The following is a 25,115-nucleotide window of genomic DNA, read 5'->3' as shown; positions in this document are numbered from 1 at the left end:
ACCACACAAACTACAAGGCTTATCGCGCCAATGGATAGGTAAAGCAGGTTGTTGTTCTTTTGAGGTTTATTGTTCATGATGATTACCTGTAATAGACGACCACTACCACTGGATTTCTACGGGAGTTCCGATCTCTGCCCAATCATACAGTAGTTTTGACTCATATGAGCCTAACACCACGCATCCATACGAAACTGGTCTGCCCAAATATCCGTCCCATAAGGTGGCGCCGTTAGGGAGGATTGGCAGGGCATGGATACCGTTTTCAAGACCACCTGCCCAGTAAATGCCAAGCCAGTTTGGCATCCAGATATCCCAAGTGGATCCATAAGCATTGGGGATCTTGCTTTGCACAGCAAAGTTCCCTACGCGGGTGGCGTTGTTGAGCCCGGTGGACACAACGAAGCTATATACCAATTGATCTCCCTCATAGACATACATGTGCTGATCTGAAATATCCACGAGGATATATTTTGACCCGCTATAAGAATATGAAGGAACCTGCTCATCCACTTGTGCTGGTCTTTGGGTCGGCGGCACGTAGACTGCCGTGGGCGTATCCGCCAAAACTTCCATGGAGAGTTGGGCGGGTGTTTCTGTAGCGACTGGTATTTCGGTTGGCGTATCCGTTGGGACGGAAGTTGCCGTATCTTCTATAGTTATGGACGTTGGTTCGCTTACAGGCGTTCCAATAGGAAGCACAACTGGTGAATCAACCATCCGTGTTGGGCGGGCGATTTCCACATAAGACCACATGTATTCCGGCGTGGGTTGAACAGGTTGCGCACGTAAAGATGCCACCGGCGAAACCATGAACCAGAACACAGCGAGGATCAGGCCTCCGCATGCCAGAAGCAGGCCAAGCAGGGGAAAGATGCGAATACGTCCGTTGGAAAAAAGGAATTTCATGGGGTCACATTCGGGATAGCCGTGGGCTCAATATTCTCGTTGTTGGCAAAACACAGGATGCCATCTACGATACCGGCGGCCACACGGTCGGTTTGTTTGGTAAGTATCTCGCGGTCGAGATTAAGGAAGCCTGTTTCGATGATCGCGGCCACAGTGCTCGGGTCGATTTCACGGAAGGCATGATACTCACGCATGTCGGCCGTGATACTGCCGGAGTGAAAGGTTAGGTCTGTGTGACGATGGTAACGATCAACAAGACAGGCGGTAAGACGGTTGGCGCGATTGAGATCGGGGGTGTTGAGCGCGGCGGCCACTTTGAAGCCCGTGGCTTGATCGTTAATGTATTCGCATGAGTCGTTATGGATGGAAACAATTGCCAAGGCACGATATCCGTTAAGACGAGAATCGAACTCACGCAGGAGATCCACTTGAAAGCCAGCTTCTATTAATTTCTGTTGAACGATAGCGGCAGTCTCAAGATTAACATCGGCCTCGGTAAGAGTGACATTTCCATTTCCGTCCACGCAGACAGCACCTGAGTCATTGCCAGCATGACCAGCAACAATGCCAATGCGCAATTGCGGTTGCGATGACAATTGTTCTCCATCTGCAGGGTGTGGGGTAAGGATGATGCTTAACTTATCGTAAAAATCCCCGGAGGCCAATCCACGCGATGGGAGAGCTGTGAAAAGAGTCGCTAATAGAATAGCTACAGCAATGGTGGCTTGCACAGCATAGACTGGGCGCGAACGCTTTGGAGGTTGAGATGCAGTGGAATCCATGGGTTATCGGGTAAATAGTACCGTTTAAAAGCAGTTTTGTGAAGCGGATAGAGGATACTGAAATGAAGAATGAACGGATCAGAAAACTGACTTATCCGTTTATGGTTTCTATCTTGACTTGCCCCTCTCTCGCTATTATGATGATTTTTGACTGGAGACTACATGACACTGAACTCTGAACAACTTCGCCGTGCGATGCGCGCATGGACTACTGGCGTAGCCATTGTGACCGCAAACCACGAAGGGCAACGTCACGGCATGACCGTGAATTCATTTACATCTATTTCACTCGAACCACCAATGGTTTCAGTGGCAATGAAACAACTGACCCACACTCATGAACTTGTACAAAAGTCCGGGGAATTTGCCGTGACGATCCTTGCGGCGGATCAGGGCTATCTTTCAGATCGGTTCGCAGGCAAGATGCCAAACCTGACCGATCGTTTTGAAAATGTGGAAACCGAAACCCTGACACTGGATATCCCCGTGTTCAAGGGCGGGCTGGCCTATTTTAATTGCCGTGTGGTGAACACCATACCGGTTGGCGAGAACACATTGTTCGTGGCTGAAGTCATTGCCGCACGCGGTGAAGGCGAAGGCGAGCCATTGGTGTATCACAACAGAGTCTTTTGGAATTTGGTGAAGTAATCGCATTGGCGTAAAATGGATATAGGCGAAACATTCGCCTTTGATTTTCAATAACTGATGGAGGGAATCAGTCATGAAAGATAAATTGACTCTCGAGGAACAAAAGATACTGCTCCATGCGGCGCGTGAAGCAATGGAATGTGCCGTGAAGAGGGAAAAGCTACCGCCAATCGATCCATACGATGTAACTCCAAGCCTGCAGGAGCAAGGGGCATCATTCGTCACGCTGACGATCCGCGGTGAACTGCGCGGGTGCATTGGCGCGCTTGAAGCCTATCAACCGCTTGTGGACGATGTACGCGAGCACGCTGTCTCTGCGGCATTGGAAGACCCGAGATTCCCACAGGTGAGAGAAGATGAATTAAGCAGGATCCAGATCGAAGTCTCGAGATTGACGCGCCCCACCCCGCTCGAGTACAAAGATGCGGATGACCTCCTGTCCAAGTTAAGGCCGCACGTGGATGGTGTCATCTTGAAAGATGGTTTTAGACGCGCCACCTTCCTGCCGCAAGTGTGGGAGAAGATCCCAAGCCCATCTGAATTTCTCGATAATCTTTGTTACAAAATGGGAGCAAGCCCCAACCAGTGGAAGAAAAAGCACCTTGATGTGCTTATTTACCAGGTTGAGGAATTTCACGAGACGCAAAACAATTCCATTTGATTTTTATAGGTTCAGGGACGAGTAGGGTAAAATCAGCACATGGCCGATGACGTCATTCTACAAGAAGCAGTAAATGTACTACGCGACGGGAACAAAGCCCGCGCGCGTGAACTGTTGACCGAACTTCTGAAGAACGATCAGGGGAATGTGGAATATTGGATTTGGTTAAGCGGGGCGATGGAAACCACAAAAGAGAAAATCTACTGTCTCCAAACAGCACTCAAACTGGACCCTGAAAATGTCACAGCGAAACGAGGCTTAACTCTGCTGGGAGTTTTGCCTGCGGATGAAAACGTTCCGCCTTTCTCATTGAATCGTCCGCGCCTTTGGGAGCAAAACCTTTTACTCGCGCATGAGAAACCAAAGTTGAAGGGATGGGCGGCGGTCAGGGCCAGTCCCGTTTTCCGTTTGGGACTCGTCATCTTGATGATCGGCGTCATCGCAAGCGGCATCACGTTTGGATATGTGATCCCAACCGCAGAACGCAATGCCGCCAATCGACCGGCCACGGTTACACCCGGACCATCTCCTACTTTCACAGTCACAGTTACAGCGCAAGGCGGTAAGCCACAAACACAAGTGGTTGGCACGCCCGGTGGGCTGGCCGAAGTGTTCGGTGTAAAGTACACGCCTACAGCTCTATATGTAGATGCAGAGCGTTCTCCACTCACATCTGATTACTTGTTACAGTTCGACCGTGCCTATAAGGCTGGTGATTGGGATGGCGCCATTGAAGCGCTTAATAAGGTTATTACAGCCGATCCAAACGCTGTGTTTGCCTATTACTATCTGGGTGAATCCTATCGCTTCAAGAACGACGCCGGAAATGCCCAAAGATATTACAACGAAGCTATCACCAAGAAAGCAGAATTCGGGCCTGCGTATGTGGGACTTGCGCGTGTCAAATTGATGAACGACCCGAATGCAAACGTCCTGCCGATATTGGATCAGGCTATTCAATATGATGCCAACTTCGGTGAGGCCTATCTCGAACGCAGTCGCGTCAAGATACGAGACAACGATATCGCAGGTGCCGTAGCAGACTTGGGCGAAGCGAACAGGCTCATGCCGGGGTCACCACTTGTGTTCTATTATCTTGCGCTGGCCCGCTTACAAGAAGGCGATTTGAATTCCGCACTGGACGCGGCCAATACCGTCACAGAACTTGACGTAACCAACCTGCAAAACTATTTGTTGCTCGGGCGCATCAACGCGGCGATGGGCAACAACGATGAAGCCACAAAGAACTTTGATATTTACCTGAAATATGGTCCAGGCGATGCCGCATCGTACCTTGAACTTGGAAAACTTCAATTCAATTTCGGCAATTACGAACTAGCCATCCAAGCGATGAATGAAGTCATCAAGAAAGATCGTAACCGCAGTGAACCGTATCTCTATCGTTTCCTCGCGAACGTGGAATTAGGCAACGGTCCAGAAGCGGATGCAGACCGCGAACGTGCACTGAACGCCTATCCTGATTTGTTCGAAGCCAATCTGGGACTGGTCCGTACCCACCTATTGAACAACCGTAATGGCACCGCTTTAGTTGATCTGGCTCTGACCCTTCAACTCGCCGAAACCGATGAACAGAAGGCAAGAGCCTATTACTGGGCGGCCATCGTCCATGAGACACGTAAAGAACCCAAAGATGCCGCAGAGTATTGGCAACAGCTTTTAGATCTCCCTGCAAGCGCTATGACCGCTGAAATGCGCAAGACGGCTGAAGAGCATTTGCTGGATATTCGTACACCATTACCGACAGCATCTCCGACGAAAACCAAGCCTGTGACCGCCACCAAACCGGTCACACCAACGAAGACACCAAGTCCCACGATAACGCCGACACCTACAAAGACACCGGCTCCATAATAAAAAAGGCGACTGAGAAATCAGTCGCCTTTTTGTTACGCCTTCCCATATTTCTTTCGGTCTTCCTCACATGGACATAACGCCCGCAGATAATGCCAATTGAAAATGCCGTAATCGTGACCGTCTTCCCACACGATGGTCAGGGCATAGGAGCCCACGGCAACAACATTGGCTATTCTTGTAGAGGGAGAGTCGCCAAGTTTCTTTTCGAACACTTCCGCATCAGGCTCGGACTTCATGTTCTCGTGTCCGCCACGGCATGAGGCGCAGGGACAGGCCGCACGCAACAGTTCAAACGGATACACACTTACGTGACCGTCGTTCCAAGTCACTTGAAATTCTTTCTCTTTTTTATTTGCTGTAATACCAGTTGGTCTTTCGTTCATAATTTCTCCTGTAGAGGCGCCCCGCTGTGCCCTACAACATACAATAGTTTACGGTGAGGGGACGTAGGTCAAAAAATCAGAGGCGGCCCAGCCAGCGCGCGCTTCATCGTAAGGCGCAACGATATACCACCACACATATCCATCTGCCTCACGCGGACCATCCTTCACGAGGAAGGCTTCTGAATCAAACCCAAGAAAGACGGGGTTGCCGTTCAGGCCCGGTTCAGAGCGGATGCGTAACCCTTCGCCTCCGGTGCCGGTGATCTGTGCGTAATTGCCAATCGCGAGTCCTGTTGGGACAGGGGATGGCGCAAAGGGATCAATGGTAGCTGTCGCTGTGACATTGGGAGTAGCGGTTGGGGCGGGGATCACGGTCAAATCAGCAGGAGCAAACCCAACGTCTAAAGATCGAGGCGCGGTTGTTATTCCAATGGCAATGATTGTAATGAGGATCAAAAGTCCAGCAACAACCACAGCACCTAGAATGACCCATCGATTAAAAAGTTGACGAACGTTCATATTCACCTATATTTCATCCATTACTATATTTCAATAATTCCAAACCATGCGGAGGCATAAGCATTTTCAATGCGCGCGATTGGATATTGATCTCGGCGCTTTGTGCAGAACCACGTGGCTCGCCATCTGTCTGGATCCAAAATGGCTCAGCACCTTCGATACGCAAACTATTGAACGTGATACGCCGCACATCCTCGGCGTTGAGATGATGCCCACGCCACATGTTATAAGCATGACGCAATGCATCACCAAGATTGTTCCCGCTGAACAACCAGATATCGAGCAAGCCATCATCGAGATACGCATCGGGCGAAAGTTTGGAATGCCCGCCCATGTAATGACGGATGTTCGTAGAAACCGCAACAATATAGGTTCCTTCCACTTCCACACCATCGGCCCATAAACGCAATTTATCACCACTCCATTGTGCGGCTTGCCAGATCGTTCGCGCCGCATATTCAGGCATGTTGAAAAATTTTTCAAGCCGTATACGCGGCTCCATTGAATGGATCGTCAGCGCGTCCAACCCAATGCCCGCCCACATCATGAACGAATATTGATTGCACGTTCCAACGTCTATGGAATGACACGGCGCATTTGCCAAAATGGACGCATTCTTTTGCAACACCCACGGACGAGTCCATGCGAACGGGCTTAATCCCAATTCGATACTCCACACGTTGGCTGTTCCTGAAGGCAGGACTCCCAAAGCGGTCTGTGTGCCGATTAATCCGTTGACAACATTCCCGATCGTGCCATCTCCCCCGACGGCAAACACCGCGTCTCTTTTCTCAGCCGAAGCCTGCTTCGCCAACTCGATAGTGTGTGCGCCACTTTGAGTTTCTTCTACATCCACTTTCCAACCGGCCATCTCCAATTCCTTGACAGCAGATTTGATGAACGGCTTTACAGAATACCGTCCCGCCGCAGGGTTGTAGATGATGACAGCACTTCGCATGGGCGAGATTATACCCGTCCCCTCTCAGCCTCCCCCATTTTCCAACTGAAGTTCGTTAGAAAATGGGGGAGGTGCCGCGATAGCGGCGGTAGGGGTCGATCCAAATGATATAATCTTCGATGTTATGGAAGAAGGTTCAGTACTCAACAACCGTTATCAATTACTCGAACGCATCGGCTCCGGGGGAATGGCTGATGTGTTCCGCGCGCGCGACTTAATGCTCGAACGTTCGGTCGCGATCAAGATACTTCACGAAAAATATTCAGATGACACAGATTTCCAGGAGCGTTTCCGTATGGAGGCGCGTGCCGCGGCTAATCTCTCTCATCCCAACATTGTCACCGTCCATGATTTCGGGTTCGATTATGAACAACTGTATATCGTCATGGAATATCTCCCCGGCAAGGATCTGAAAACCATCCTCCGCCAACGTGGACGGTATCGTGTAGAGGATGCCATCCCGTTGATCGTGCAAGCCTGTGCAGGTATCGGCTACGCCCACCGCGCCGGCCTGGTCCACTGTGACATCAAGCCGCACAACATGATCGTTACACCGGATAACCGCCTCAAGGTCACAGACTTTGGTATCGCACGCGCCCTCTCAACCATCATGCCTGATGAACGCGCGGACGTAGTTTGGGGTTCACCACAATACTTCTCGCCCGAACAAGCCATGGGTGAAGCGCCTTCCCCTGCATCCGACGTCTATTCGCTGGGTATCGTTCTCTATGAGACCATCACAGGTGCGCTTCCATTCAATGCGCCTTCAAGCGATGAGCTTGCCAGATTGCATCTTGAGCAAGACCCAATTCCGCCACGCGAATACATCCCTGATATTCCACCCGCACTCGAAGAGATCATTTTGAAGGTTCTCTCCAAGGAACCCGCCGCACGTTACCGTACCGCAGACCAACTCGGACGAGTCCTATTGCGTTTTGGTACACAACGCGAAGCAACGCCCTCGCCTGCGCTCAGTTTGACTCCTGAAGCAAATTCAACCTATCAAGAGCCGGTCTCACAGCCATCTCAACCTGTAAACATATCAAAACCGCGAACACAACCTACGATTACCATCCCGGAAATTACCATACCCGAAGTTTATCTCCCTGAGATAGATTGGTTGAGCATTGGCCTCGGTTTGATGGCTCTTCTCTCCGTCGGTGGGTTGATCCTTTTCTGGATCTATATCTTTATTTTGTACAACCCTCGATAAATTCAATCAATGAACAAATATATTATCGCTCCCTCCATCCTTGCCGCAGACATGACCCAACTTGGCAAAGAAATTGCCGCCGCCGAAGCCGCAGGCGCAGACTGGATCCATGTGGATGTGATGGATGGCCGATTCGTCCCGAACATCACGATGGGGCAGTTTGTCGTGGAAGCATGCCGTCGTGTGACAAAACTTCCGCTCGATGTGCATTTGATGATCGAGAAACCCGAAGATCACCTTGAAACATTTGCCAAAGCCGGTGCCAGTGGATTAACCGTCCATGTGGAAACCTGTCCACATTTGCACCGGACGTTGGGACACATCAAGTCATTGGGGTGCCGGGCAGGCGTGGTGTTGAATCCGGGGACAGCTGTCGGGGCGATAGAGCCGGTTCTCGGCCTCGCAGACCTAGTGTTGGTCATGAGCGTGAATCCCGGGTTCGGTGGGCAGGGCTTTATCCCTGAGGCCATTACAAGGATCAGAGAGATCCGTAAAAAGCTGGACGATTTGGGTTCCTCCGCATGGCTCGAAGTAGATGGTGGAGTCAGCGTGGAGACCATTTCGTCATTGAAGGAAGCGGGTATAACCGCTTTTGTGGCAGGGACATCCGTCTTCAAACATCCACAAGGTATAGAAGCAGGCATCAGAGCCTTGCGCTCCCACCTTTAAAACAAAAAAATCATGGTGTGACCATGATTTTTTGTTTCGGAAAACCGATACTTACGCGGCAGACTTCGCCATCGTTTTGATGCATTTGGTGCAAAGTACCTTGCTCACGGCGCGGCCCTTTTCCATCACGAGGGTCTTCTGCAGGTTCGGTTTGAACGTGCGGTTGGTGGCTCGTTGAGAGAAGGAGCGGCTGTGTCCGAAGGTTGTGGACTTTCCACAATGTGCGCATTTGGCCATGTTGGTATAACTTCCTTTCTTGCTATAATTCCGATTACGAATGCCTTTCCCGAAGGCACGACATTTTATCACGTGACCTGATTGCAGGCAAGACATCGTCATATCAAAACAACAGGCTTATTTTTCCCCAATCAAAGGTAAAATCAAGGAAAAGGGATCAAAGAAGAAGTAAAATAAACGTCCCTTATGTGCTCCCGGCCAAAACTATGCCGACGGGGCCTTCGGGTTGAACAAAAATCTGAGAGGAAACCATGGGCGAAGAAACAACATCTTTGGGCGGGATTCATATATCCCCAAATGCAGTAGCTACCATTGCTCATCGCGCCGTACTCGAATCATATGGTGTGGTTGGGCTTGCGCCAAAAAATATCGCAGACGGGATCGTCAAAACGATCACGCGCGAGCCATTGAAAGGCGTATCTGTACATTACAACGGAGACGAGATCGATATTGAAGTACAGATCATCGTTGAATTCGGCACGCGTATTAATAGCGTAGCAGAGAGCGTAAAGAACACGGTTCGATTCCATGTAGAAAAAGCACTCGGTCTCAGAGTGAACAGTGTCAATGTTCATGTAGCAGGCTTACGGGTTAGCAATACAGACTAAGAGCGGAGAAAAAACTGATGGCAGTAAACCCCACGCGCGTAGAGAAACTCCGCAAGGTAAAAATTGATGGCCAGTCCCTGAAGCGGCTGGTGGAAGCCGGTTTGATGTGGCTTCGCACAAATCAGCAGATCGTGAACTCGTTAAATGTATTCCCGGTGCCAGATGGGGACACCGGCACGAATATGCTCCTTACGTTGACAGCCGCATATAACGAAGTAAAAGATTCAGGAGAGAAACACTTTGGGAAGATGGCCGGTCTGGTGGCAAAAGGCGCATTGATGGGAGCGCGCGGCAATTCAGGCGTGATCCTTTCACAGTTATGGCGCGGGTTTGCACGCGGCGTACAAGATCATGAAACACTCGATGCAGAGACTCTCGTCAAAGCGTTCGCTGAAATGCGCGATACAGCTTACAAAGGTGTGGTCAAACCTGTGGAAGGCACGATCTTAACTGTCGCCAAAGGAATTGCATCTGGAACAGAAGCAGGCCTCGGGTCCGCTGAGAAGCGAGATGCGATTGACATTCTGGAAGTGGCTGTGCAGGCGGCTGATGAAACTGTCCAAAAGACGCCCGAATATCTTCCTGTTCTTAAACAGGCAGGTGTAGTGGATTCAGGCGGCAAGGGTCTCTTCTTTATTTTAGAGGGCATGTTGCGACATGTGCATGGCGAACCGCTCGATATGCCGCTGGCGACTGTGCAATCTTTGTCTGCGATGAATTTCGATAACGCGATGCAAGAAGTGGAAGAGGGACAGGATTACGAAGTGGTTGTGGACTTCTTCCCCAACGATGGTTTCCAATTGCAATCGTTCTATAGCAAGCTTGAAGAAATGGGGACTTCTATTCAGGTGGGTGAAGGCGATGGCATGTATCGCATGCACATCCATGTGCCGCTCGAAAAACGATATGAACCCATTGATTACATCATGGGCATTGGCACGATCACAAAAGTGGCAATGGAAAACCTGCTCGCGCAAATGGATGATATTTCAAAGAGCGCGCATAAACAGCCTATCAAGTTCAATGCTGTGGATGCCGGGCAGATCGCAGTGGTCGTCGTTTCTCCTGGCGCTGGTTTGAGTCGCATCTTTGCGAGTTTGGGGGCGGCGGCGGTTGTCTCTGGCGGGCAAACGATGAATCCCTCCACGCAGGATCTTCTCGCATCATTTGAAAATCTACCGACGGATAAGATCATCATCCTGCCGAACAACAAAAACATTGTCATGACTGCGAATCAAGCAAAGGAAGTGACAGTGAAGGACGTGGCCGTTGTGCCGAGTCGCACCGTCCCACAAGGATTGGCCGCCATGCTCTCGCTTCAACCCGACGGGGAGGTTAATTCGGTCGCCGAAAAAATGATCAAAGCTTTGAGCACCGTCAAGACCGGCGAGATCACTGTCGCTGTGCGCAATGTTGAGATCGATGGCGTGAACGTAAAAGAGGGACAAGTCATCGCCCTGCTCGATGGCAAACTTGTGATCTCAGCAGGTTCGGTGGAGGAAGGTGTTTTAGGTTTCCTTGAGAAAGCGGGCGCTGATAATTGTGAAATCACAACACTTTTCTATGGCGAGAATATGCCGCACGCAGAAGCAAATCGTATTGCTGATGTTGTAAGGGAAAAATATTCCAATTTGGAAGTGGAAGTGCAAGAAGGCGGGCAACCGCACTATCAGTTCATTATTTCAGTGGAATAAAGTTTTTTTTACCACAAAGGACACGAAGTACACAAAGGTTTTGTTTTTTTTAAACCTTAGTGCCCTTCGTGTCCTTTGTGTTTAAGAATCGCCATTCACGATCTTCGCCGCACCACCGGCACGTGCCACCAGCACGTCGCTTACCCCGCTGATCTCCCTAAGTTGTTTATCAACAATATGTACTTCTGCTTCAGGGCATAGCACATGCACATTTGGGCCTGCATCCATGGTGTAGCAAACCGGCAACCCATCTCCTCGCCATTGACGGACGGCGTTCATCACACTCAACGAAACAGGTTTCCAATAATGTAACGCAGGGGTCGAAGTCATCATCACAGAATGCATCATGTCCGAATCAAGTTCAACGATCGAAGCAAATGTGTCGAAATCCTTCTCAAGGAGGGCATTACGGCATATTTCAAGCCGACGTGGCGCATCTGCTACACGAGCCGATTGCAACGGACTGGTCGGTGCAATGGAATGTCCTTCTGTGGAGCCAGTCTTTTTGTGCGAAGAACTGACAATAGCAACACAGTCTACCAAGTTCCAATGATTTGGTTCAGCGATAGAAAAGGAATATGAGTCTTCTTCTGTTGATCCTATTTGCCACTCCACGAATCCGCTGGGAATAGACCTCGAAGCAGAACCAGACCCACGTCGGGCAAGACGCGAAAGCGCTGGTTCGCTCAGGGTAAGTCCCACCGCTTTGCTCCCTGCCAATGCCAATGCCGCAAACGCGGATGCTGAGGAAGCGATCCCTGCACCAGAGGGAAAGTTATTCTCAGTTATCACTTTAGCACGCTCAGTCACATTTGCCATACTGCGAATAATATCGAGAATATAAGAAACACGGTCCAACCCTGGGCCGTTCACTTCGTGTCCGTTGATGATGAGTTCATCGAACGGCAACGTCGGTTGAAAGCTGACCGTGGTCCGCGTGAACAGGCCATCAAGGTTCATTGAAATCGACCCGTTCGCAGGAAGGCGAAGCGCATTGTCGCGGTTTCCCCAGTATTTGATGAAGGCAATATTGGGATGGGCTTGGGCGGTGATAGTTTGAGTGTTCATTTAAGTTTTTCCGCAAAAATCAGTCGGTTTTGAGAAATATTGGCTTTTCCGTAAATACGGGAAACAAATTCAGTTTACCATTCTCTACGGGTGTCAGCAATCTTGAACCTTTTTGCCTTCTTCCGGTACATACTATCGAGAAGCAGATACAATGCAAATAGCTGACCTTGCACTTCCCTGGAAATCGCAAGAGACGCAAGCCACCATGACGCAATCCGTTGACGACCTCGATCTCATCCGTCGCATGCAAGCAGGCGATGACGATGCTGTGCGCGATTTGTACGCGCAGTACGGTCAACGACTCCATGCGTATGCCTTGCGCCTCACGAACGATCCCGCCACTGCCGAGGATGTGACTCAAAACACATTAGTCACGGCTTGGCGTACCGCTCGCACCTTTCGTGGTGAGGGACGCCTCATCGCGTGGTTGTTGGGCATCGTCCATCACACGGCGATGAAAGCGATTCGAAACAACGCAAACTATCTCGATGATGTCGTGGAAGAAATTGTCAGCGAAGACCAACCGTCGCCAGAGGAGCAGGCACAGGTCAAAGAAGAGAAGCGTTGGGTCCGTCAGGGAATCCAGAGCCTTTCGCCAGAACATCGCGCCGTGCTCGAACTCGTCTTTTATCAAGAACTATCCCTCAATGAAACTGCGCAAGTATTGAAAGTCCCGATTGGCACGGTCAAGAGCCGCTTGAGTTATGCCCGCACTCATCTGCGTGGTGTGTTGACGCGCACGGAGGAACGATGAACCACGAAGAACAACTTATTCGCTACGCCGCAAATCAATTGACCGAAAACGAACGCGCGGATTTTGAACACCATCTCGCGGAGTGCGCCGATTGCCAAACAGATTTGCTTCTCTGGCAAAGCGTTGCGGATGAAATTCACGCTTCAGACTCAGCCGAAGTTGCTCCTCCCCATTTAGCTGATCGTGCCCTCGAGCGAATCCATCAACCCGCCGCCCCACAACTGGCGTTCCGTCGCGTGATTCAATTGCTACGCTCGCAGGCTCCTCTCGTGCAACGCGAGATGTTTCCCGCCACCGCTGCGGTGATGGCTTTGGGCGTGATCGTTGCTGTGATCTCGAAACACGCCGAGTTTATCTACTTCATTGCGCCGTTGATGGCTGCCGCCAGTTTGAGCATCCTCTTCGGACCTGAACACGACCCCGCACACGAACTAGCGCTTTCCACTCCCACCTCATCGTGGAAGTTGTTGCTTGCACGTTTGAGCATTGTCTCTGCTTACAACATGTTTCTGGCGCTCGCCGCGATGTTGATTTTGATGACCGCCTTCCCTGTAGATGTGATCAGCACGTTGACATTGGGTCTGCTCGCGCCGATGGCATTTCTCTCCGCGTTGGCTCTCCTGCTTTCGATATGGCTCGGCACCAACAACGCCATCATCATCACGTACATCCTCTGGCTGGCACAGTCCACATCGTTTCAATCTATTGGAGCATGGACGGTCTCACCTGCGTGGGCGTTCTTCCTGCGTAGTTACCGTGAGTTCTGGCATAGCCCAATGCTGTTGCTTGCACTGACCGTGCCTGTACTGTTTGTGGCTCTGTTGTCTGCCAATCGTCCTGTGTTTCGATTATCTGCATAAACCATGTAGGGACGAGATTACCTCGCGCCTACACCATCATTGGAGTAACCCGTGTCTCAATTTTTCGGCGTCACACGCCATGAATTCACCATGTCCATCCGCCGCCCTGGCTTTTGGATTGCATACGCCCTGATCAGTCTATTTTATTTTGCTTCGATTCTCTCTCCGCAAATGGATGGAACCAGCGACAAAATTCTGCCCGATCAAACCGTCCCCATGGCAGGGCATATCGTCTTTCTATTCAACCTTTTCTTTCCGTTGTTGGCGGGCATCCTCTCCGCTGACCGAATGCAGCGTGACTTCCGCGGTGGAGTCCGCGAGTTGCAACGCAGTACCCCGCTTTCACTTCCACAGTACATCCTTGCGAAGTATCTCGGTGTGTTGGCGTCCACACTGGTCCCGATGTTCCTTTTGGTCTTCGCCACAGGGATTGCGCTAGTGATGAAGCAACTCACCACGCCAGATATTTTGTTTCCGTTGTTGCTGGCATTTCTCAGCATCGCAGTCCCAGCACATGCCTTTGTCGTCGCGTTTTCGCTGGCTTGTCCACTGGTGATGCCACTGCGGGTGTATCAGGTGTTGTTCACTGGCTATTGGTTTTGGGGCAACATGCTCAGTCCGAAGGTTTTCCCAACCATCAGCGACACAATGCTCAACGCGGTTGGACAATATCCACTGCAAGCCTTCTTCGGTGTGTACAACGACTCGACTCACAAAGTCACGATGGGATTCACCGTGCCCGAAGCGATCACCAACCTGATCGTGTTAACTGCCTGCATCGCAGCCGCCCTCTTCGTTCTCGACCGTTACCTGCGCTGGCAGGAACGCCGCGCTTAGGATTTCTCATGAAACGCTTTTCACTTCGCTACACTTTACTCACCTCCCGTTTTGACCAGTTATGGTTCCCGCTTGCATTCTGGGCGCTGTTTGTGATCATCGGCATCATGCGCGGACCCGAATACATCCTCGACACTTCACGCGCCTATCTCGGAGCAGCCCTGCCGCTGGTCGGCGGAATCATGGCGGCGTATGCCGTGCTCGACGACCCGTCACTCGAACTGCGCTTTGCCACGCCCATTCCCGCCGCGCAGACTCTGCTCGAACGTATCAGTCCGACTTTCATCATTCAAGTTCTGTGCGCGCTAACCTATCAAGTCTTTGCTCTCACCCTCAGCGTAGATTTCACTCCCATGTTTGGAAACTGGCTCAACGTACAACTGATCTGGTTGGTACCAACTCTCTCGTTGATGGCGTTGGGATGTTTGACCGCCTTCGTTGCCGCACAAACCACCACAGGTGCAGTCCTTGTCGGCTTGGTTTGGATCGTCCAACTGGTGGCGCGCGGTTGGTTCGCCCGTAACAGCGGTAAATATTTTCTTGTCTTCATGACTCCGCTCATGCCTGATCATCCCGACCTAATCGCCAACCAGTTGACGTTGCTCTCGCTCTCCATCGTTCTCTTCCTCATCGGCTGGAGGTTGCTCCAGCGACAGGAAAGATATATCTAGCCCATGTCATTGCGAGGCGGGCGCCAGCCCAACGAAGCAATCTCATACTAGATGAGGATTGCTTCGCCCACTACGTGGGCTCGCAATGACGGAATGAAAAGGAAAATACAATGATCAAAATTAACTCACTCACAAAAACCTATGGCGTCGGCGAAAAAGCTGTCCACGCTCTCAATGGCATCGACCTCAACATCGGCTCTGGCATGTTTGGCTTGCTCGGTCCGAACGGCGCAGGCAAGACCACTTTCATGCGCATCCTCGCAGGCATCGTCAATCCTAGCGGCGGCTCGATCCACGTGGACGGACATGACCTGACGACCGAATCAGGCAAGCAGGCGGTAAAGTCCATGCTGGGGTATCTGCCGCAGGAACTCGGCATGTATCCCGAACTCACCGCCGAACAATTCGTGGACTACATGGCGATCCTCAAAGGCTTGGATGATCCTCAAAAGCGGAAGCAGCGCGTCGGTCAGGTACTGGATATGGTCGGGTTGGGAGATTCATCTCAACGCAAGATCAAAGGCTTTTCAGGCGGAATGAAGCGCCGCGTCGGCATCGCCCAGGCTTTGGTCAACGACCCAAAGTTACTCATCGTGGATGAGCCTACTGCGGGGCTTGATCCTGAAGAGCGGATTCGTTTCCGCAACTTGTTGGTCAATCTAGCGTCAGAACGTGTGGTGTTACTTTCAACTCATATCGTTGAAGACATTGGTCAGACCTGCCGTGATTTGGCTGTCCTTGCCAAAGGAAGAATCATCTTTCGGGGAAGCCCTGTTGAATTGCTCAAGGCTACCGAAGGGCATGTGTGGACATTGACAATGTCTGGCATGGAGAAGCCCAACCATGATTTGACGGTCGTTTCTATGCTTCATTTAGCTGATGGAACACAGTATCGATTGGTAGGGAGTGATGTGAATGGATATACAACCGCACAGCCTGCCCAACCCGGTTTGGAAGATGGATATGTCTGGCTGATGAAACAATCGAACTTGGTAATGGTCAATGAATGATCCAATATAAGATCACTACACAACCAGGAACAATACATATTTGATATTTACTTTTGCCTTGCATTAACCTAAGGGATGGCCTGAGTCGTTATAATTTCGTCATGCCTTCTGCTCATGCCTTGCGAATTTTCCTATTCGCTTCTCCGCGCCTGGAAATTGAAGGTAAGTCATTTCCCCTTCCTCAACGCGAAGTGCTTTTACGTCTATTCGTACGTTTAACACTTCAAGCAGACACGGCCATCCCTCGTAAGAGTCTTGCATTTTCACTATGGCCTGAAGAAAGCGAATCGGATGCGCTAGCCAACCTAAGGCGACATCTTTATCTTTTGCGAAACGCCCTGCCCGAGTCATTGCAGGAATCTCTGATCATCACAACCCAAACCGTATCTCTGCAATTACCGATGGGAACCTGGGTCGATGTGGTCGCTTTTGAAAAAGAGACAACATCATTGCCCGAGATGAAAGCCGCCGCAGAATTATATGTGGGCGATCTGGCACAAGAACTCGAAACCGATGATTTTCTTTTTCATCGCCGTGAAGAACTGCGCGCTCGCTACCTGACCCTTCTAAAAAATTTGGGGCAAGCCAGCCTTGAAGCTGAAGACTATGAATCTGCAGTTCGCTGGACACATAAATTAATTAATCAAGACTCATGGGATGAAGAAGCGGTTCGGCTGTACATGACGGCTGAGTCCTTTTTAGGGAACCGTGCCGCAGCCCTGACAACTTACAAAACCCTTGAAGATAAGCTACTCCGTGAGATCGGCGTTCAGCCCGTGACGGAGACAATTGCGCTATACCGTGACATCTTACATAACCATCTTCCACGTCACACTCAGCGCAAAAAACAGGTTGAATGGCCGCCATTTGTCAGCCGCGAAAACGAATTGACTCTACTGTCAAATGCTTTAAATGCTATTCAAGAGGGACATGGGGGCTTCGTCTTTATCAATGGACCGGCAGGCGTAGGGAAAACTGCCCTCACTCGTGAAGCCTTGCATCGCTCGCACAATCCCAAGTCCGTGCGGTTGTTTTGGGGGAATTGCCAGATCACGGATACAGAACATCCCTATTCGCTGTGGAAACAGATATTCAATGCCACAGCACCCCTGTTGGCACGTCGCACTGATATTTCGGCAGAGTGGTTAAATCATCTTTTGCTTCTAGCGCCTGACCTGCATTTGTTACGTCGCGATCTTATTTTGCCCACTCGCTCTGATGCGGTTGAATTACGCACAGCCATGTGGCAAGGACTATATGCTCTCGCGGAAAACCAACCGTTAATCATAGTCATCGAAGACGCGCATTGGATGGACATCGACTCGCTCAACTTCTTGCGCGAACTGGCAGAGAAAGCCACTGCAAATTCGCCGATCCTTTTTCTGATAACGCATCGTACACAAAACCCGCCGCTTGTTTTACTAGAGATCAAACGTATGCTACGCCGCAAGCGGTCAGCGGTTGACATTTCGCTACAGGCATTTACAGCCATTGAGACTCGCCAGTTTCTTGAAGCATCACTGGGGTTAATCACATTCCCTGCAGAAACTGCGACCGATGTTTTTCAATATGCCCAAGGTTTGCCTCTCCTTTTACGAGAAGCCGCCCAACTTTTGCGCAAGCAAAGCCGGGTACAACCATCAACAGATAAGATGCCATCGTTACGCGAGTCGTTTCGTCTGCGGCTCGATAAACTTGACCCTGCAACACGGGAGATGATCGAGGCGGCGGCCATTCTAGGCGTTTCTTTTTCAGACAATGAACTTCGGACAGTTTTGAAATGGTCACCTGAAGCCTATGCTGCGGCACTGGATGTATTGCAATCGGAGAATCTTTTACTGGAAACTGTATCATCCACTCAAGATGAATATTCGTTTCCTCATCATTTAATCCACGAGATCATTCTGAACGAAATCCCTGTTATTCGAGCAACAACTCTGCAAGCTCAGGTTGCTCTTGCACTCGAACGGGTCCATGTGGATGAAACCGGTTTTGCCGCAGAGATTGCCGGACACTATGAACAAGCCGGAGTATCCTTGCCTGCCGCACGTCTCTGGTTGAAACATGCACAGGAAAGTATAGATCTCGCCGCCTTTGATGCCGGACTTGAGGCGATCACACGCGCTGAATCACTTCTCGGTGACACTGGGCTTGATACGCAGGAAATCCGCGCTCAGGCGACCCTGCAACGAGGTGTGATTGCACTATATCAAGGTCATGGAGAATCCGCGCTCTCGTTGATGGAACAAGCCGTTCTTCAGGCACGCCCCTTTCCATCTTTATTTTCAAATGCCCTTTCCATGCAAGCGTATGCCCTCTATACGCGAGATAACAACGAAGCCGCATATCGTTCAGCCTCACAGGCGGTTGACCTTTCCATGACATTGAACGATATTGCCAATACCGTGCGCGCGCTCAATATTCGAGCAATGAGCGTACTCATGCTGGGGCGATCAAGTGAAGCTGTAAATGATCTACAGCAAGCACTTTCCCTTTTGGAAAAACATCAGATCATAGCTACAGCACAAACGGTGCAAAGTCTCAATCATCTTGGCACAGCATTGGTTTTTTCGCAGAACTATGTTCAAGCGCAGGAAATCCTAAATCGGACGGCCCAGCTTGCAGGTCAAGGTGGGATGCGCCGTATTGAAGCCGCCGCCCTGACAATGCTTGGTCAGATCGCATTGAATTGTGGACGGTACGAGCAATCCATCCGAATCTATGACCGCGCAATAGAAGTGGCAGGTGAATCCTACCTGCCGGGAATGTGGGGAAAGTTTGTAGGGCGCGGCTGGACGTATGCATTAAGCGGAAACCTTATTGCGGCAAAAGCGGATTTTGAACGTGGGTTAACTATTGCGAGTCGCGTCGAAAGTCAATATGGGCAGTTGTTGACACAAATCTATCTGGCATACACAGCCCTTGCCGCTGGGGAACCCGCCGCTTCACTCCCTGCTTTGGAAGCGGAAGCGGTTCTATTGAATTTGTATCCGGTGGTACTACTTGCTTGCAATGTACAGGCTCAACTCTGGCGTTTGCTCGGAGATTTAGAACGAGCCAATGAAGCTCATACACGTGCGTTGACCGCCGCCCACAACTGCAATGTGCCACAATTCATTCAATGGTCAAGATTACAAGGGTTATACAGCCAAAGTGTTTTGAGCGAATCTTCGCAAGGGAATGAAATTGATCAGGAAGAATTACAAGCTCTGCATCAGGTGGCAATCAATTCTGGTGAGGTGCCCGGACGCTCTTTGGCACGATTGACTGAGGCATCCCGATTATTTCGCATTGAGCGTTTTGCCGAGGCGCTTTCCGTTGCCCAACACGCACTGACGTTGGCACGTTCCTGCCCAGATCAGCCGTTGATTGGAGAAAGCCTTCTTTTGATAGCGCGCTTACACACAAAACTTGGTGAACAATCTCAAGCCGATGCTTGTTATGCTGAAGTTTGTTCATTAGCGAAATCTGCGTTTGCTCCATTGCGATTGGGGGTAAGAGAAACAGAAGATCACTCCTTGCGAGATACACTTATCAAAAGTCTGTTGTAAAGCGCCTTATCAGTAGGTATTTAGTACTAAAAATCTAAAATTACCTGTTTTAGGATGTTTTTAGGACGCTCGCTTTGTAAGATGTGGGATAACAAAAAAAGGAGTGTTCAATGCGTATTCGTCTATTTCCAGTTCTATTAATTCTTGCTTCTTTGGCTTGTAGTGTGCCCGGTGTTGCCACACCAGTCGCCAACCCGCCCATCGCGATTCCTCCAGCCACAACACAAATTGATCCGCGTACGTTGGATACAGCGGACATGGAGGAATGCACCGTCGTTTCAGATGCAGAGTTATCCGCCATTTTGAGTGAAACTCCATCCGACAAAATACCCAATGCATCCGTTGGCATAGTAGGTTGCTCTTACAGTTTCACAAGCGGGAAGAGCCTAGCTCTTAATATCACTGTGCATACACCCGGTCGCCAGGTCTACGACAATGTTATGCAATTCATTGATGTCGCGGAAGGCACAGAGCCTGTCCCCTTGGGTGAAATTGCAGCGATCAAAGAAAGAGATGGCATGGTGTACTTCGATATGGTCTTGAACGGTTGGTATGTTTCATTACAAGGGTATGGCTTCTCTCGTGAATCCCAGATTGCGCTGGGACAGTGGCTTGCATCCCGTTTCACGCCATTCACACCCGATGCGAGTACAGATCCGCTTGCTACAGATCCTATTGCACCGACTGCCTCTCCCTTATCTGGATCTTTGATCGATATGCAAGTGACCATTGAAAGCCCTGCCGAAATGGCTGGCGTCACGACACTCGAGGCGCTTAAGTCCATTGGGTTTATGGGCTTCTCTCTGTGTTCCACACCCATCGCCAAACCATTTGTTGTGGCATTTAGCGCGCCACCTGCCACCAATCCACCCACACCCGTAAGTGTATTTTCCATCACCGTGGAAAATGGCGTGAACGCTGGTCAGCCTGCGACTGCACTCATTTCCATTGGCACCGGCCAATCGGATGTGGCACAAGTCACCAATTGGGAAGGGACAGTCACAGTTGCTGGTGACGGGACATCAGGCACATTCGAAGTTCCAGGGCAAGTAAAGGGATCGTGGACTTGTTCATTCGCACCCTAAGACAGCAAACCATATGGAAAAGGAATCGCCATGAACGAAAAACGGAAGACCGCTTCGTTTTTTATCCGGGTATGGCAGGAACCTAGCGAATGGCAACCGCCGGGCGAGTGGCGCGTCAGTGTCCGCTCGCTGAATGGAGATAGTGAAAACCTTTTCAAATCTGCCGCTGACTTATGGAACTTTCTTACAAGTGAAGGAAACTCTTCACAAACAATTGATGTATCTCGTTTGCCAAATGTAGAAGGAGATGAAGGAAATGAAAAATAAACGCGGATTAGGTTGCTTACTTTCCGTACTGCTGGGAATGCTCGCCGTCTGCGCCGTTGCAGGAGGTTGGGCGTTGTGGCGTTTCAACACAAAAGAACCTCGTATCCTTGTGGAAATTCGCGACCCACAAAGCACGATGCTCGCCAATATCAATGAACCGTTGCCTCTGGTCACATCTGCCGAGGCGGATAAAACCATCAAACGGCTGGAAGTGTACGCAGATGGTGCGTTGATCGCCGCATCCAATGGTGATGGGCAAAACGTTATCATGCTCTCACAGACATGGACGCCTCTCACGCCGGGTCGGCATGTTCTGGTTGCACGAGCATTTCTCAGTGAGAAACAGTTCGCTGACTCTGAAGTGGTCTTTGTCGATAGCCTCGATATGAGCGCACTGCCGATTCAAGTCAACATTGATGATATTCCTCGCGCCGATGGTGTGACTCAAGTTTCAGTGAACGATCTTGCCGCCGCAGTAGGAACGACACCGGAAGAAATAGTGCGATTAAACCCCGGGCTGGAATCAGGTGGAAGCGTGCCACCCAGCTCAACGGTCAGATTGCCGCGTCCGGCACCTACTCCCAGTGGAAGCGGCGCACCATCCATCCCGCCGCCTGCTCCTGGTGCCCCCGGCACTGCTCCCCTCTCTGACAGCGATCCGAACTTTGAAGGCGAAACGCATTCTTGCAGTCAAATCGCCATACGTTGGAGCGACTCGCCCAATGAAACGGCGTATCGCATTTATCGTGTTGCGCCCGGTGAATCGATGATGAGCCTGCTCGCCACTCTGCCCGCTAACACAACAACATATAACGACACGCCGGTCACACGTATCGGAACGTATCGTTATTTTCTCGCGCCCATTCGTTCTGGCGGTGAAGGCATCACATCCATGTTGGCCGTGGAAATCACGCCTGACTGTTCTCCCTCTGGCACTGCCAGCCTCTCACCGGATCTGCGACTCTCACTCATCAGTCTGACCACACAGGAACGCTACGATGGCGTGTACTGTTATGTCTCGGTCAATGGGTCACGCTACGAGCGCATTCCTGCCGGGGATGGATTGTTACGCGCCACATCCGGTGACCTGCTCTATGATCTGCCACTACAACTTCCTAACCGCGGACAGTATTCCCTTGCTCCTGTTGCTACAGGGTTGGTGATGCTTGAAGGCGAGTGTTGGGGCAGGCGTGGTGCGGAAAGCCAACGCATCGGGCATTTCTCTGGAAGTCACGCCAGCCCTGAATGGGATGGACGCGACTTGACCAGTGAGTTGGCGTTCGAGCCGTTTTTGGTCGCCTCATTGAGCGATCTTCCGCTCAACACTGGTGGAGCAAGTTTCCTACGTTATCGCATCGCCCCACCTACAAGTCGCTTTGACATTTCTGCCTTGTATAACGGTGTCCTTCAAATCCCACCCATCATTCTCGAACCACTTCGCAGGGATCGTCCTTCCATCCCACCGCCAACCAATGTGCGTATTGTCAATCGTAGTCTCGGCATGTGCGATACGCTTCCAGAAGGTGACCCAAACATCGGAACAATATTATGCGAGGAACAGATCATGCGTAGCCTCGCCTGGGATTGGTCACCTACAGCTATAGTTCCACAAAATGCAGTGACAGGGTTCATGGTGATCACTTCGATTCAAGACACCCTATCCACCACACCGTCTGGTGAGGGAATCGCCACTCCCATCACACCGGGAACTGCACGTTCCTCTCGCGTTCCAAATTATTCTCAACGCTGGCGCTGTGGAGCAATCGTACGCTTCAGCGTGCGCACCATCACCGACCTTGGTATGTCTGAACCCAGTCAACCATTTGAAGTACGGATGCCAGCCTGCCGTGCTTCAAGACAGTTGTGGATCAGCGTGGACTCGCTCACCGTCAGCCCCAGCGCGGCAACTGGACAAGTGTTGGATCGCGGCGACATCTGTATCCTGTGCGACGACCGCCGCTTTGAAATGTTCGGCATGATGACGCTCGCAGATGGAAATAGTTCAATTGGCATGTTGAACCCGCCCAGTCACGGAGCAGGCACGCTGGTATTTGGACTTTGTCCAACCAATACCATCTGTCATAACGAAGGAACGTTTACAACCAATTCCGGTTGGTGGATAGAGATGAATCATCCGATCAATGATCGACCGTTATCCTTCAGCGTTTCGATCAATGATTACGACACTGAAAACGCTCCAGACCTATTCTGTACTGCCCTCGCAGTTCTTGCACCGCGCTCCCCACAAGAATGGTCACGCGCCAATGAAACCGTGATCCTGCAAAGCGACTTTGGCGAAGCAAAGTGTCGTTTCCAGATCACTGTGCGCGGTCAAAACTAAAAAAAGGAATCAACCATGAAACGGATCATTCTTCTTGCTTTGATTGCCGCACTTCTTACGGCGTGTTCTGCCGGAGCTGAAACTTCATCCAGCGGCGTACAAGCCTGGCTAGACCAGCCCGTTAACGGAACAGTTTTACCTTTGGGTGCATTCACGCTCAAAGCTCATGCACGTCACACATCCGGTAGCGGCGTGAATAAAGTTGAATTTCTTGTCAACGGCATCAGTATCGGCGCTGTGGATACCGACACCGCCGCGCCCATTGTGTATGCCGAAACCACATGGAATGCATCAACACCGGGAGAATATCTCATCTCCTCGCGCGCCTATGCAGGTGCAGAATCCACCGAGAGCGCATCAGTTCGCGTCTGTGTTTCAGATAAGGTCCAAGCGCCAACAACATACCAAAGCGGCTCTTGCGCAGACCCGATCCTCGGCGCCTTCCCAGTTCCCACCGAAGATGGACCAACCCCAACTCCGGGCAGTGCACCGTTTGTAGAGATGAAAGCCGAAGCATCGCCAAGTTACGTCTACTACGGGGTTTGCCCGCCTTCCAATCCGACGTTGGTCAACTTCAATGTATATGTTGCCGATCCCGGAGCCGTGTTGACGATTCGCGTCGGCTATTCCCTGCTCGATGCTAGCGGAACTGTGATCACCACAGGCGGCGTGGAAACTACATCTCCGGGCGTGGGTGGTCCCACCAATTATCTTCTGTCGTTGGATATGAACACAGCCACAGCCGGAATTGGAGCCCTTGTCACACAACTCGAATTTACCCCGGAAGGCTTGGATGTTTTAGGGAATCTTGTTACAGCGGCTACGCCCCATCGCATCTCTGTAGAAAAATGCGCTTCCTCCGTGACCTCGTCTGATTCAGCGACAATTACAGTTCCCCCGCCGACAATTGCTCCACCGACCGCAGTTCCGCCCACATTCACAGCTATGCCACCAGCCGATACGACAGGACCAGACATAAAGAACCTGTATCACAGTGCGCCCGTCTACTATGGAAGTTGTGGAAGCACATTCACCATGCAGGCGTTGGGTGTTACCGACCCATCTGGTATTGCATCAGTTATCTTTGGGTACCGTTACGAAGGCAGTTCCACAAGCGGATACAACACAATATCTGGCACACCCATCGGAAATGGAACCTACGAGCTAATCATTGATAATAACGCGAGTAACCAAGCCTACAACACATTGCAAGGTGCAAACGGCTTCATCCGCTGGTATGTACAAGCACAAGACAACGCCGGTAACACCACCACGATCAACGATCAAGTTGGTGAGTTGCTTTATTGCCCCGGGTAAACCGTTAATAAAATTTTACACACAGGTTCAAGAAATATAAACATCACGAAATGACTTATAAAAAGGCCAACCGTGTCGAACGGTTGGCCTTTTTATATCCAATCTGGATACACCATACGCATCGTTTGTTGCATCTTATTGTTGTAATAGAGAGATAACAGCGCCTCAAAGGCATCTTAAATCAACTCATAAGAGGAT

General features: G+C 50.7%; 24 protein-coding genes. 17 read left to right on the top strand and 7 right to left on the bottom strand.

Features of this window, described 5'->3' with window-relative positions:
- Nucleotides 1-102: 102 nt before the first annotated feature.
- Together IPP66_06150 and IPP66_06145 are read right to left on the bottom strand one after the other, a co-directional pair.
- Nucleotides 103-909, bottom strand: a complete 807-nt coding sequence (locus IPP66_06150) for a L,D-transpeptidase family protein (protein MBK9924860.1) — start codon at nucleotides 907-909, stop codon at nucleotides 103-105.
- The gene (locus tag IPP66_06145) at nucleotides 906-1,691 is read right to left on the bottom strand and encodes an N-acetylmuramoyl-L-alanine amidase (protein ID MBK9924859.1); all 786 of its coding nucleotides are present in this window, start codon (nucleotides 1,689-1,691) and stop codon (nucleotides 906-908) included. Before IPP66_06145 ends, IPP66_06150 begins: the two co-directional genes overlap by 4 nt.
- Nucleotides 1,692-1,853: 162 nt before the next feature.
- Between IPP66_06145 and IPP66_06140 the strand changes: the two genes are divergently transcribed.
- From IPP66_06140 to IPP66_06130, 3 genes are all read left to right on the top strand, one after another.
- Nucleotides 1,854-2,339: a flavin reductase family protein gene (locus IPP66_06140; GenBank protein ID MBK9924858.1), complete on the top strand. Its 486-nt coding sequence runs from the start codon at nucleotides 1,854-1,856 to the stop codon at nucleotides 2,337-2,339.
- Between the two features lie 73 nt (nucleotides 2,340-2,412).
- Nucleotides 2,413-3,000, top strand: coding sequence for an AmmeMemoRadiSam system protein A (gene amrA / locus IPP66_06135; GenBank protein MBK9924857.1), 588 nt, complete (start codon nucleotides 2,413-2,415; stop codon nucleotides 2,998-3,000).
- A gap of 39 nt (nucleotides 3,001-3,039) precedes the next feature.
- Nucleotides 3,040-4,872: a tetratricopeptide repeat protein gene (locus tag IPP66_06130; protein MBK9924856.1), complete on the top strand. Its 1,833-nt coding sequence runs from the start codon at nucleotides 3,040-3,042 to the stop codon at nucleotides 4,870-4,872.
- A gap of 35 nt (nucleotides 4,873-4,907) precedes the next feature.
- On the opposite strand, the gene IPP66_06125 is transcribed toward IPP66_06130, so the two are convergent.
- The 3 genes from IPP66_06125 to IPP66_06115 are packed head-to-tail and all read right to left on the bottom strand — an operon-like array spanning nucleotide 4,908 to nucleotide 6,735.
- Nucleotides 4,908-5,258: a DUF971 domain-containing protein gene (locus tag IPP66_06125; GenBank protein ID MBK9924855.1), complete on the bottom strand. Its 351-nt coding sequence runs from the start codon at nucleotides 5,256-5,258 to the stop codon at nucleotides 4,908-4,910.
- Between the two features lie 48 nt (nucleotides 5,259-5,306).
- Entirely contained in the window at nucleotides 5,307-5,777 is a 471-nt protein-coding gene (locus tag IPP66_06120; protein MBK9924854.1) for a hypothetical protein, read from the bottom strand.
- A 13-nt stretch (nucleotides 5,778-5,790) separates the two neighbouring features.
- Nucleotides 5,791-6,735, bottom strand: a complete 945-nt coding sequence (locus IPP66_06115; GenBank protein ID MBK9924853.1) for a diacylglycerol kinase family lipid kinase — start codon at nucleotides 6,733-6,735, stop codon at nucleotides 5,791-5,793.
- Between the two features lie 124 nt (nucleotides 6,736-6,859).
- Here IPP66_06115 and IPP66_06110 point away from each other — a divergent pair, with 124 nt between their 5' ends.
- Both IPP66_06110 and IPP66_06105 read left to right on the top strand, forming a co-directional pair.
- The gene (locus IPP66_06110; GenBank protein MBK9924852.1) at nucleotides 6,860-7,948 is read left to right on the top strand and encodes a protein kinase; all 1,089 of its coding nucleotides are present in this window, start codon (nucleotides 6,860-6,862) and stop codon (nucleotides 7,946-7,948) included.
- Nucleotides 7,949-7,957: 9 nt separating this feature from the next.
- Nucleotides 7,958-8,617, top strand: a complete 660-nt coding sequence (locus IPP66_06105) for a ribulose-phosphate 3-epimerase (protein MBK9924851.1) — start codon at nucleotides 7,958-7,960, stop codon at nucleotides 8,615-8,617.
- A 51-nt stretch (nucleotides 8,618-8,668) separates the two neighbouring features.
- Here IPP66_06105 and rpmB read toward each other — a convergent pair whose 3' ends face one another.
- Nucleotides 8,669-8,854, bottom strand: a complete 186-nt coding sequence (rpmB, locus tag IPP66_06100) for a 50S ribosomal protein L28 (GenBank protein MBK9924850.1) — start codon at nucleotides 8,852-8,854, stop codon at nucleotides 8,669-8,671.
- A gap of 251 nt (nucleotides 8,855-9,105) precedes the next feature.
- Between rpmB and IPP66_06095 the strand changes: the two genes are divergently transcribed.
- Nucleotides 9,106-9,462, top strand: coding sequence for an Asp23/Gls24 family envelope stress response protein (locus IPP66_06095; protein ID MBK9924849.1), 357 nt, complete (start codon nucleotides 9,106-9,108; stop codon nucleotides 9,460-9,462).
- A 17-nt stretch (nucleotides 9,463-9,479) separates the two neighbouring features.
- Nucleotides 9,480-11,156, top strand: a complete 1,677-nt coding sequence (locus IPP66_06090) for a DAK2 domain-containing protein (protein MBK9924848.1) — start codon at nucleotides 9,480-9,482, stop codon at nucleotides 11,154-11,156.
- Between the two features lie 81 nt (nucleotides 11,157-11,237).
- Here the strand turns inward: IPP66_06090 and mvaD are convergent, their stop codons facing one another.
- Entirely contained in the window at nucleotides 11,238-12,224 is a 987-nt protein-coding gene (mvaD, locus tag IPP66_06085; GenBank protein MBK9924847.1) for a diphosphomevalonate decarboxylase, read from the bottom strand.
- 151 nt (nucleotides 12,225-12,375) lie between these two features.
- On the opposite strand from mvaD, the gene IPP66_06080 reads away from it, so the two are divergent.
- From IPP66_06080 to IPP66_06035, 10 genes are all read left to right on the top strand, one after another.
- Nucleotides 12,376-12,978 (top strand): RNA polymerase sigma factor, encoded by a 603-nt coding sequence (locus tag IPP66_06080; GenBank protein MBK9924846.1) that lies wholly within the window; start codon nucleotides 12,376-12,378, stop codon nucleotides 12,976-12,978.
- Complete coding sequence (locus IPP66_06075; protein ID MBK9924845.1) at nucleotides 12,975-13,838, top strand: zf-HC2 domain-containing protein; 864 nt, start codon at nucleotides 12,975-12,977, stop codon at nucleotides 13,836-13,838. Before IPP66_06080 ends, IPP66_06075 begins: the two co-directional genes overlap by 4 nt.
- Nucleotides 13,839-13,889: 51 nt before the next feature.
- On the top strand, nucleotides 13,890-14,675 hold the full coding sequence (locus IPP66_06070; GenBank protein ID MBK9924844.1) for a hypothetical protein: 786 nt from the start codon (nucleotides 13,890-13,892) through the stop codon (nucleotides 14,673-14,675).
- 8 nt (nucleotides 14,676-14,683) lie between these two features.
- Nucleotides 14,684-15,346 (top strand): hypothetical protein, encoded by a 663-nt coding sequence (locus IPP66_06065; GenBank protein ID MBK9924843.1) that lies wholly within the window; start codon nucleotides 14,684-14,686, stop codon nucleotides 15,344-15,346.
- Nucleotides 15,347-15,456: 110 nt separating this feature from the next.
- Nucleotides 15,457-16,356, top strand: a complete 900-nt coding sequence (locus IPP66_06060; GenBank protein ID MBK9924842.1) for an ABC transporter ATP-binding protein — start codon at nucleotides 15,457-15,459, stop codon at nucleotides 16,354-16,356.
- 101 nt (nucleotides 16,357-16,457) lie between these two features.
- Complete coding sequence (locus tag IPP66_06055; GenBank protein ID MBK9924841.1) at nucleotides 16,458-19,907, top strand: AAA family ATPase; 3,450 nt, start codon at nucleotides 16,458-16,460, stop codon at nucleotides 19,905-19,907.
- A gap of 110 nt (nucleotides 19,908-20,017) precedes the next feature.
- Nucleotides 20,018-20,992, top strand: coding sequence for a hypothetical protein (locus tag IPP66_06050; protein ID MBK9924840.1), 975 nt, complete (start codon nucleotides 20,018-20,020; stop codon nucleotides 20,990-20,992).
- Between the two features lie 30 nt (nucleotides 20,993-21,022).
- The gene (locus tag IPP66_06045) at nucleotides 21,023-21,259 is read left to right on the top strand and encodes a hypothetical protein (GenBank protein MBK9924839.1); all 237 of its coding nucleotides are present in this window, start codon (nucleotides 21,023-21,025) and stop codon (nucleotides 21,257-21,259) included.
- Complete coding sequence (locus tag IPP66_06040) at nucleotides 21,249-23,600, top strand: hypothetical protein (protein MBK9924838.1); 2,352 nt, start codon at nucleotides 21,249-21,251, stop codon at nucleotides 23,598-23,600. The genes IPP66_06045 and IPP66_06040 overlap by 11 nt, the downstream gene beginning before the upstream one ends.
- A 15-nt stretch (nucleotides 23,601-23,615) precedes the next feature.
- Entirely contained in the window at nucleotides 23,616-24,917 is a 1,302-nt protein-coding gene (locus IPP66_06035; GenBank protein ID MBK9924837.1) for a lipoprotein, read from the top strand.
- Nucleotides 24,918-25,115: the final 198 nt, after the last annotated feature.

Origin of the sequence: Candidatus Defluviilinea proxima (assembly GCA_016721115.1) — a bacterium.
Classification (GTDB): domain Bacteria; phylum Chloroflexota; class Anaerolineae; order Anaerolineales; family Villigracilaceae; genus Defluviilinea; species Defluviilinea proxima.
Note: the sequence above shows the minus strand (reverse complement) of the source record. Positions and strands in the feature narration are given on the sequence as shown.

What these genes read in the sequence shown, in the direction of transcription:
- IPP66_06050 (MBK9924840.1), top strand. Translation starts at nt 20,018, where the DNA reads ATGCGTATTCGTCTATTTCCAGTTCTATTAATTCTTGCTTCTTTGGCT.
- IPP66_06045 (MBK9924839.1), top strand. Translation starts at nt 21,023, where the DNA reads ATGAACGAAAAACGGAAGACCGCTTCGTTTTTTATCCGGGTATGGCAG.
- IPP66_06130 (MBK9924856.1), top strand. Translation starts at nt 3,040, where the DNA reads ATGGCCGATGACGTCATTCTACAAGAAGCAGTAAATGTACTACGCGAC.
- IPP66_06140 (MBK9924858.1), top strand. Translation starts at nt 1,854, where the DNA reads ATGACACTGAACTCTGAACAACTTCGCCGTGCGATGCGCGCATGGACT.
- IPP66_06125 (MBK9924855.1), bottom strand. Translation starts at nt 5,258, where the DNA reads ATGAACGAAAGACCAACTGGTATTACAGCAAATAAAAAAGAGAAAGAA.
- IPP66_06055 (MBK9924841.1), top strand. Translation starts at nt 16,458, where the DNA reads ATGCCTTCTGCTCATGCCTTGCGAATTTTCCTATTCGCTTCTCCGCGC.
- mvaD (MBK9924847.1), bottom strand. Translation starts at nt 12,224, where the DNA reads ATGAACACTCAAACTATCACCGCCCAAGCCCATCCCAATATTGCCTTC.
- IPP66_06090 (MBK9924848.1), top strand. Translation starts at nt 9,480, where the DNA reads ATGGCAGTAAACCCCACGCGCGTAGAGAAACTCCGCAAGGTAAAAATT.
- IPP66_06075 (MBK9924845.1), top strand. Translation starts at nt 12,975, where the DNA reads ATGAACCACGAAGAACAACTTATTCGCTACGCCGCAAATCAATTGACC.
- IPP66_06060 (MBK9924842.1), top strand. Translation starts at nt 15,457, where the DNA reads ATGATCAAAATTAACTCACTCACAAAAACCTATGGCGTCGGCGAAAAA.
- IPP66_06110 (MBK9924852.1), top strand. Translation starts at nt 6,860, where the DNA reads ATGGAAGAAGGTTCAGTACTCAACAACCGTTATCAATTACTCGAACGC.
- rpmB (MBK9924850.1), bottom strand. Translation starts at nt 8,854, where the DNA reads ATGGCCAAATGCGCACATTGTGGAAAGTCCACAACCTTCGGACACAGC.
- IPP66_06145 (MBK9924859.1), bottom strand. Translation starts at nt 1,691, where the DNA reads ATGGATTCCACTGCATCTCAACCTCCAAAGCGTTCGCGCCCAGTCTAT.
- IPP66_06095 (MBK9924849.1), top strand. Translation starts at nt 9,106, where the DNA reads ATGGGCGAAGAAACAACATCTTTGGGCGGGATTCATATATCCCCAAAT.
- IPP66_06065 (MBK9924843.1), top strand. Translation starts at nt 14,684, where the DNA reads ATGAAACGCTTTTCACTTCGCTACACTTTACTCACCTCCCGTTTTGAC.
- IPP66_06035 (MBK9924837.1), top strand. Translation starts at nt 23,616, where the DNA reads ATGAAACGGATCATTCTTCTTGCTTTGATTGCCGCACTTCTTACGGCG.
- IPP66_06115 (MBK9924853.1), bottom strand. Translation starts at nt 6,735, where the DNA reads ATGCGAAGTGCTGTCATCATCTACAACCCTGCGGCGGGACGGTATTCT.
- IPP66_06080 (MBK9924846.1), top strand. Translation starts at nt 12,376, where the DNA reads ATGCAAATAGCTGACCTTGCACTTCCCTGGAAATCGCAAGAGACGCAA.
- IPP66_06040 (MBK9924838.1), top strand. Translation starts at nt 21,249, where the DNA reads ATGAAAAATAAACGCGGATTAGGTTGCTTACTTTCCGTACTGCTGGGA.
- IPP66_06105 (MBK9924851.1), top strand. Translation starts at nt 7,958, where the DNA reads ATGAACAAATATATTATCGCTCCCTCCATCCTTGCCGCAGACATGACC.
- IPP66_06120 (MBK9924854.1), bottom strand. Translation starts at nt 5,777, where the DNA reads ATGAACGTTCGTCAACTTTTTAATCGATGGGTCATTCTAGGTGCTGTG.
- IPP66_06150 (MBK9924860.1), bottom strand. Translation starts at nt 909, where the DNA reads ATGAAATTCCTTTTTTCCAACGGACGTATTCGCATCTTTCCCCTGCTT.
- amrA (MBK9924857.1), top strand. Translation starts at nt 2,413, where the DNA reads ATGAAAGATAAATTGACTCTCGAGGAACAAAAGATACTGCTCCATGCG.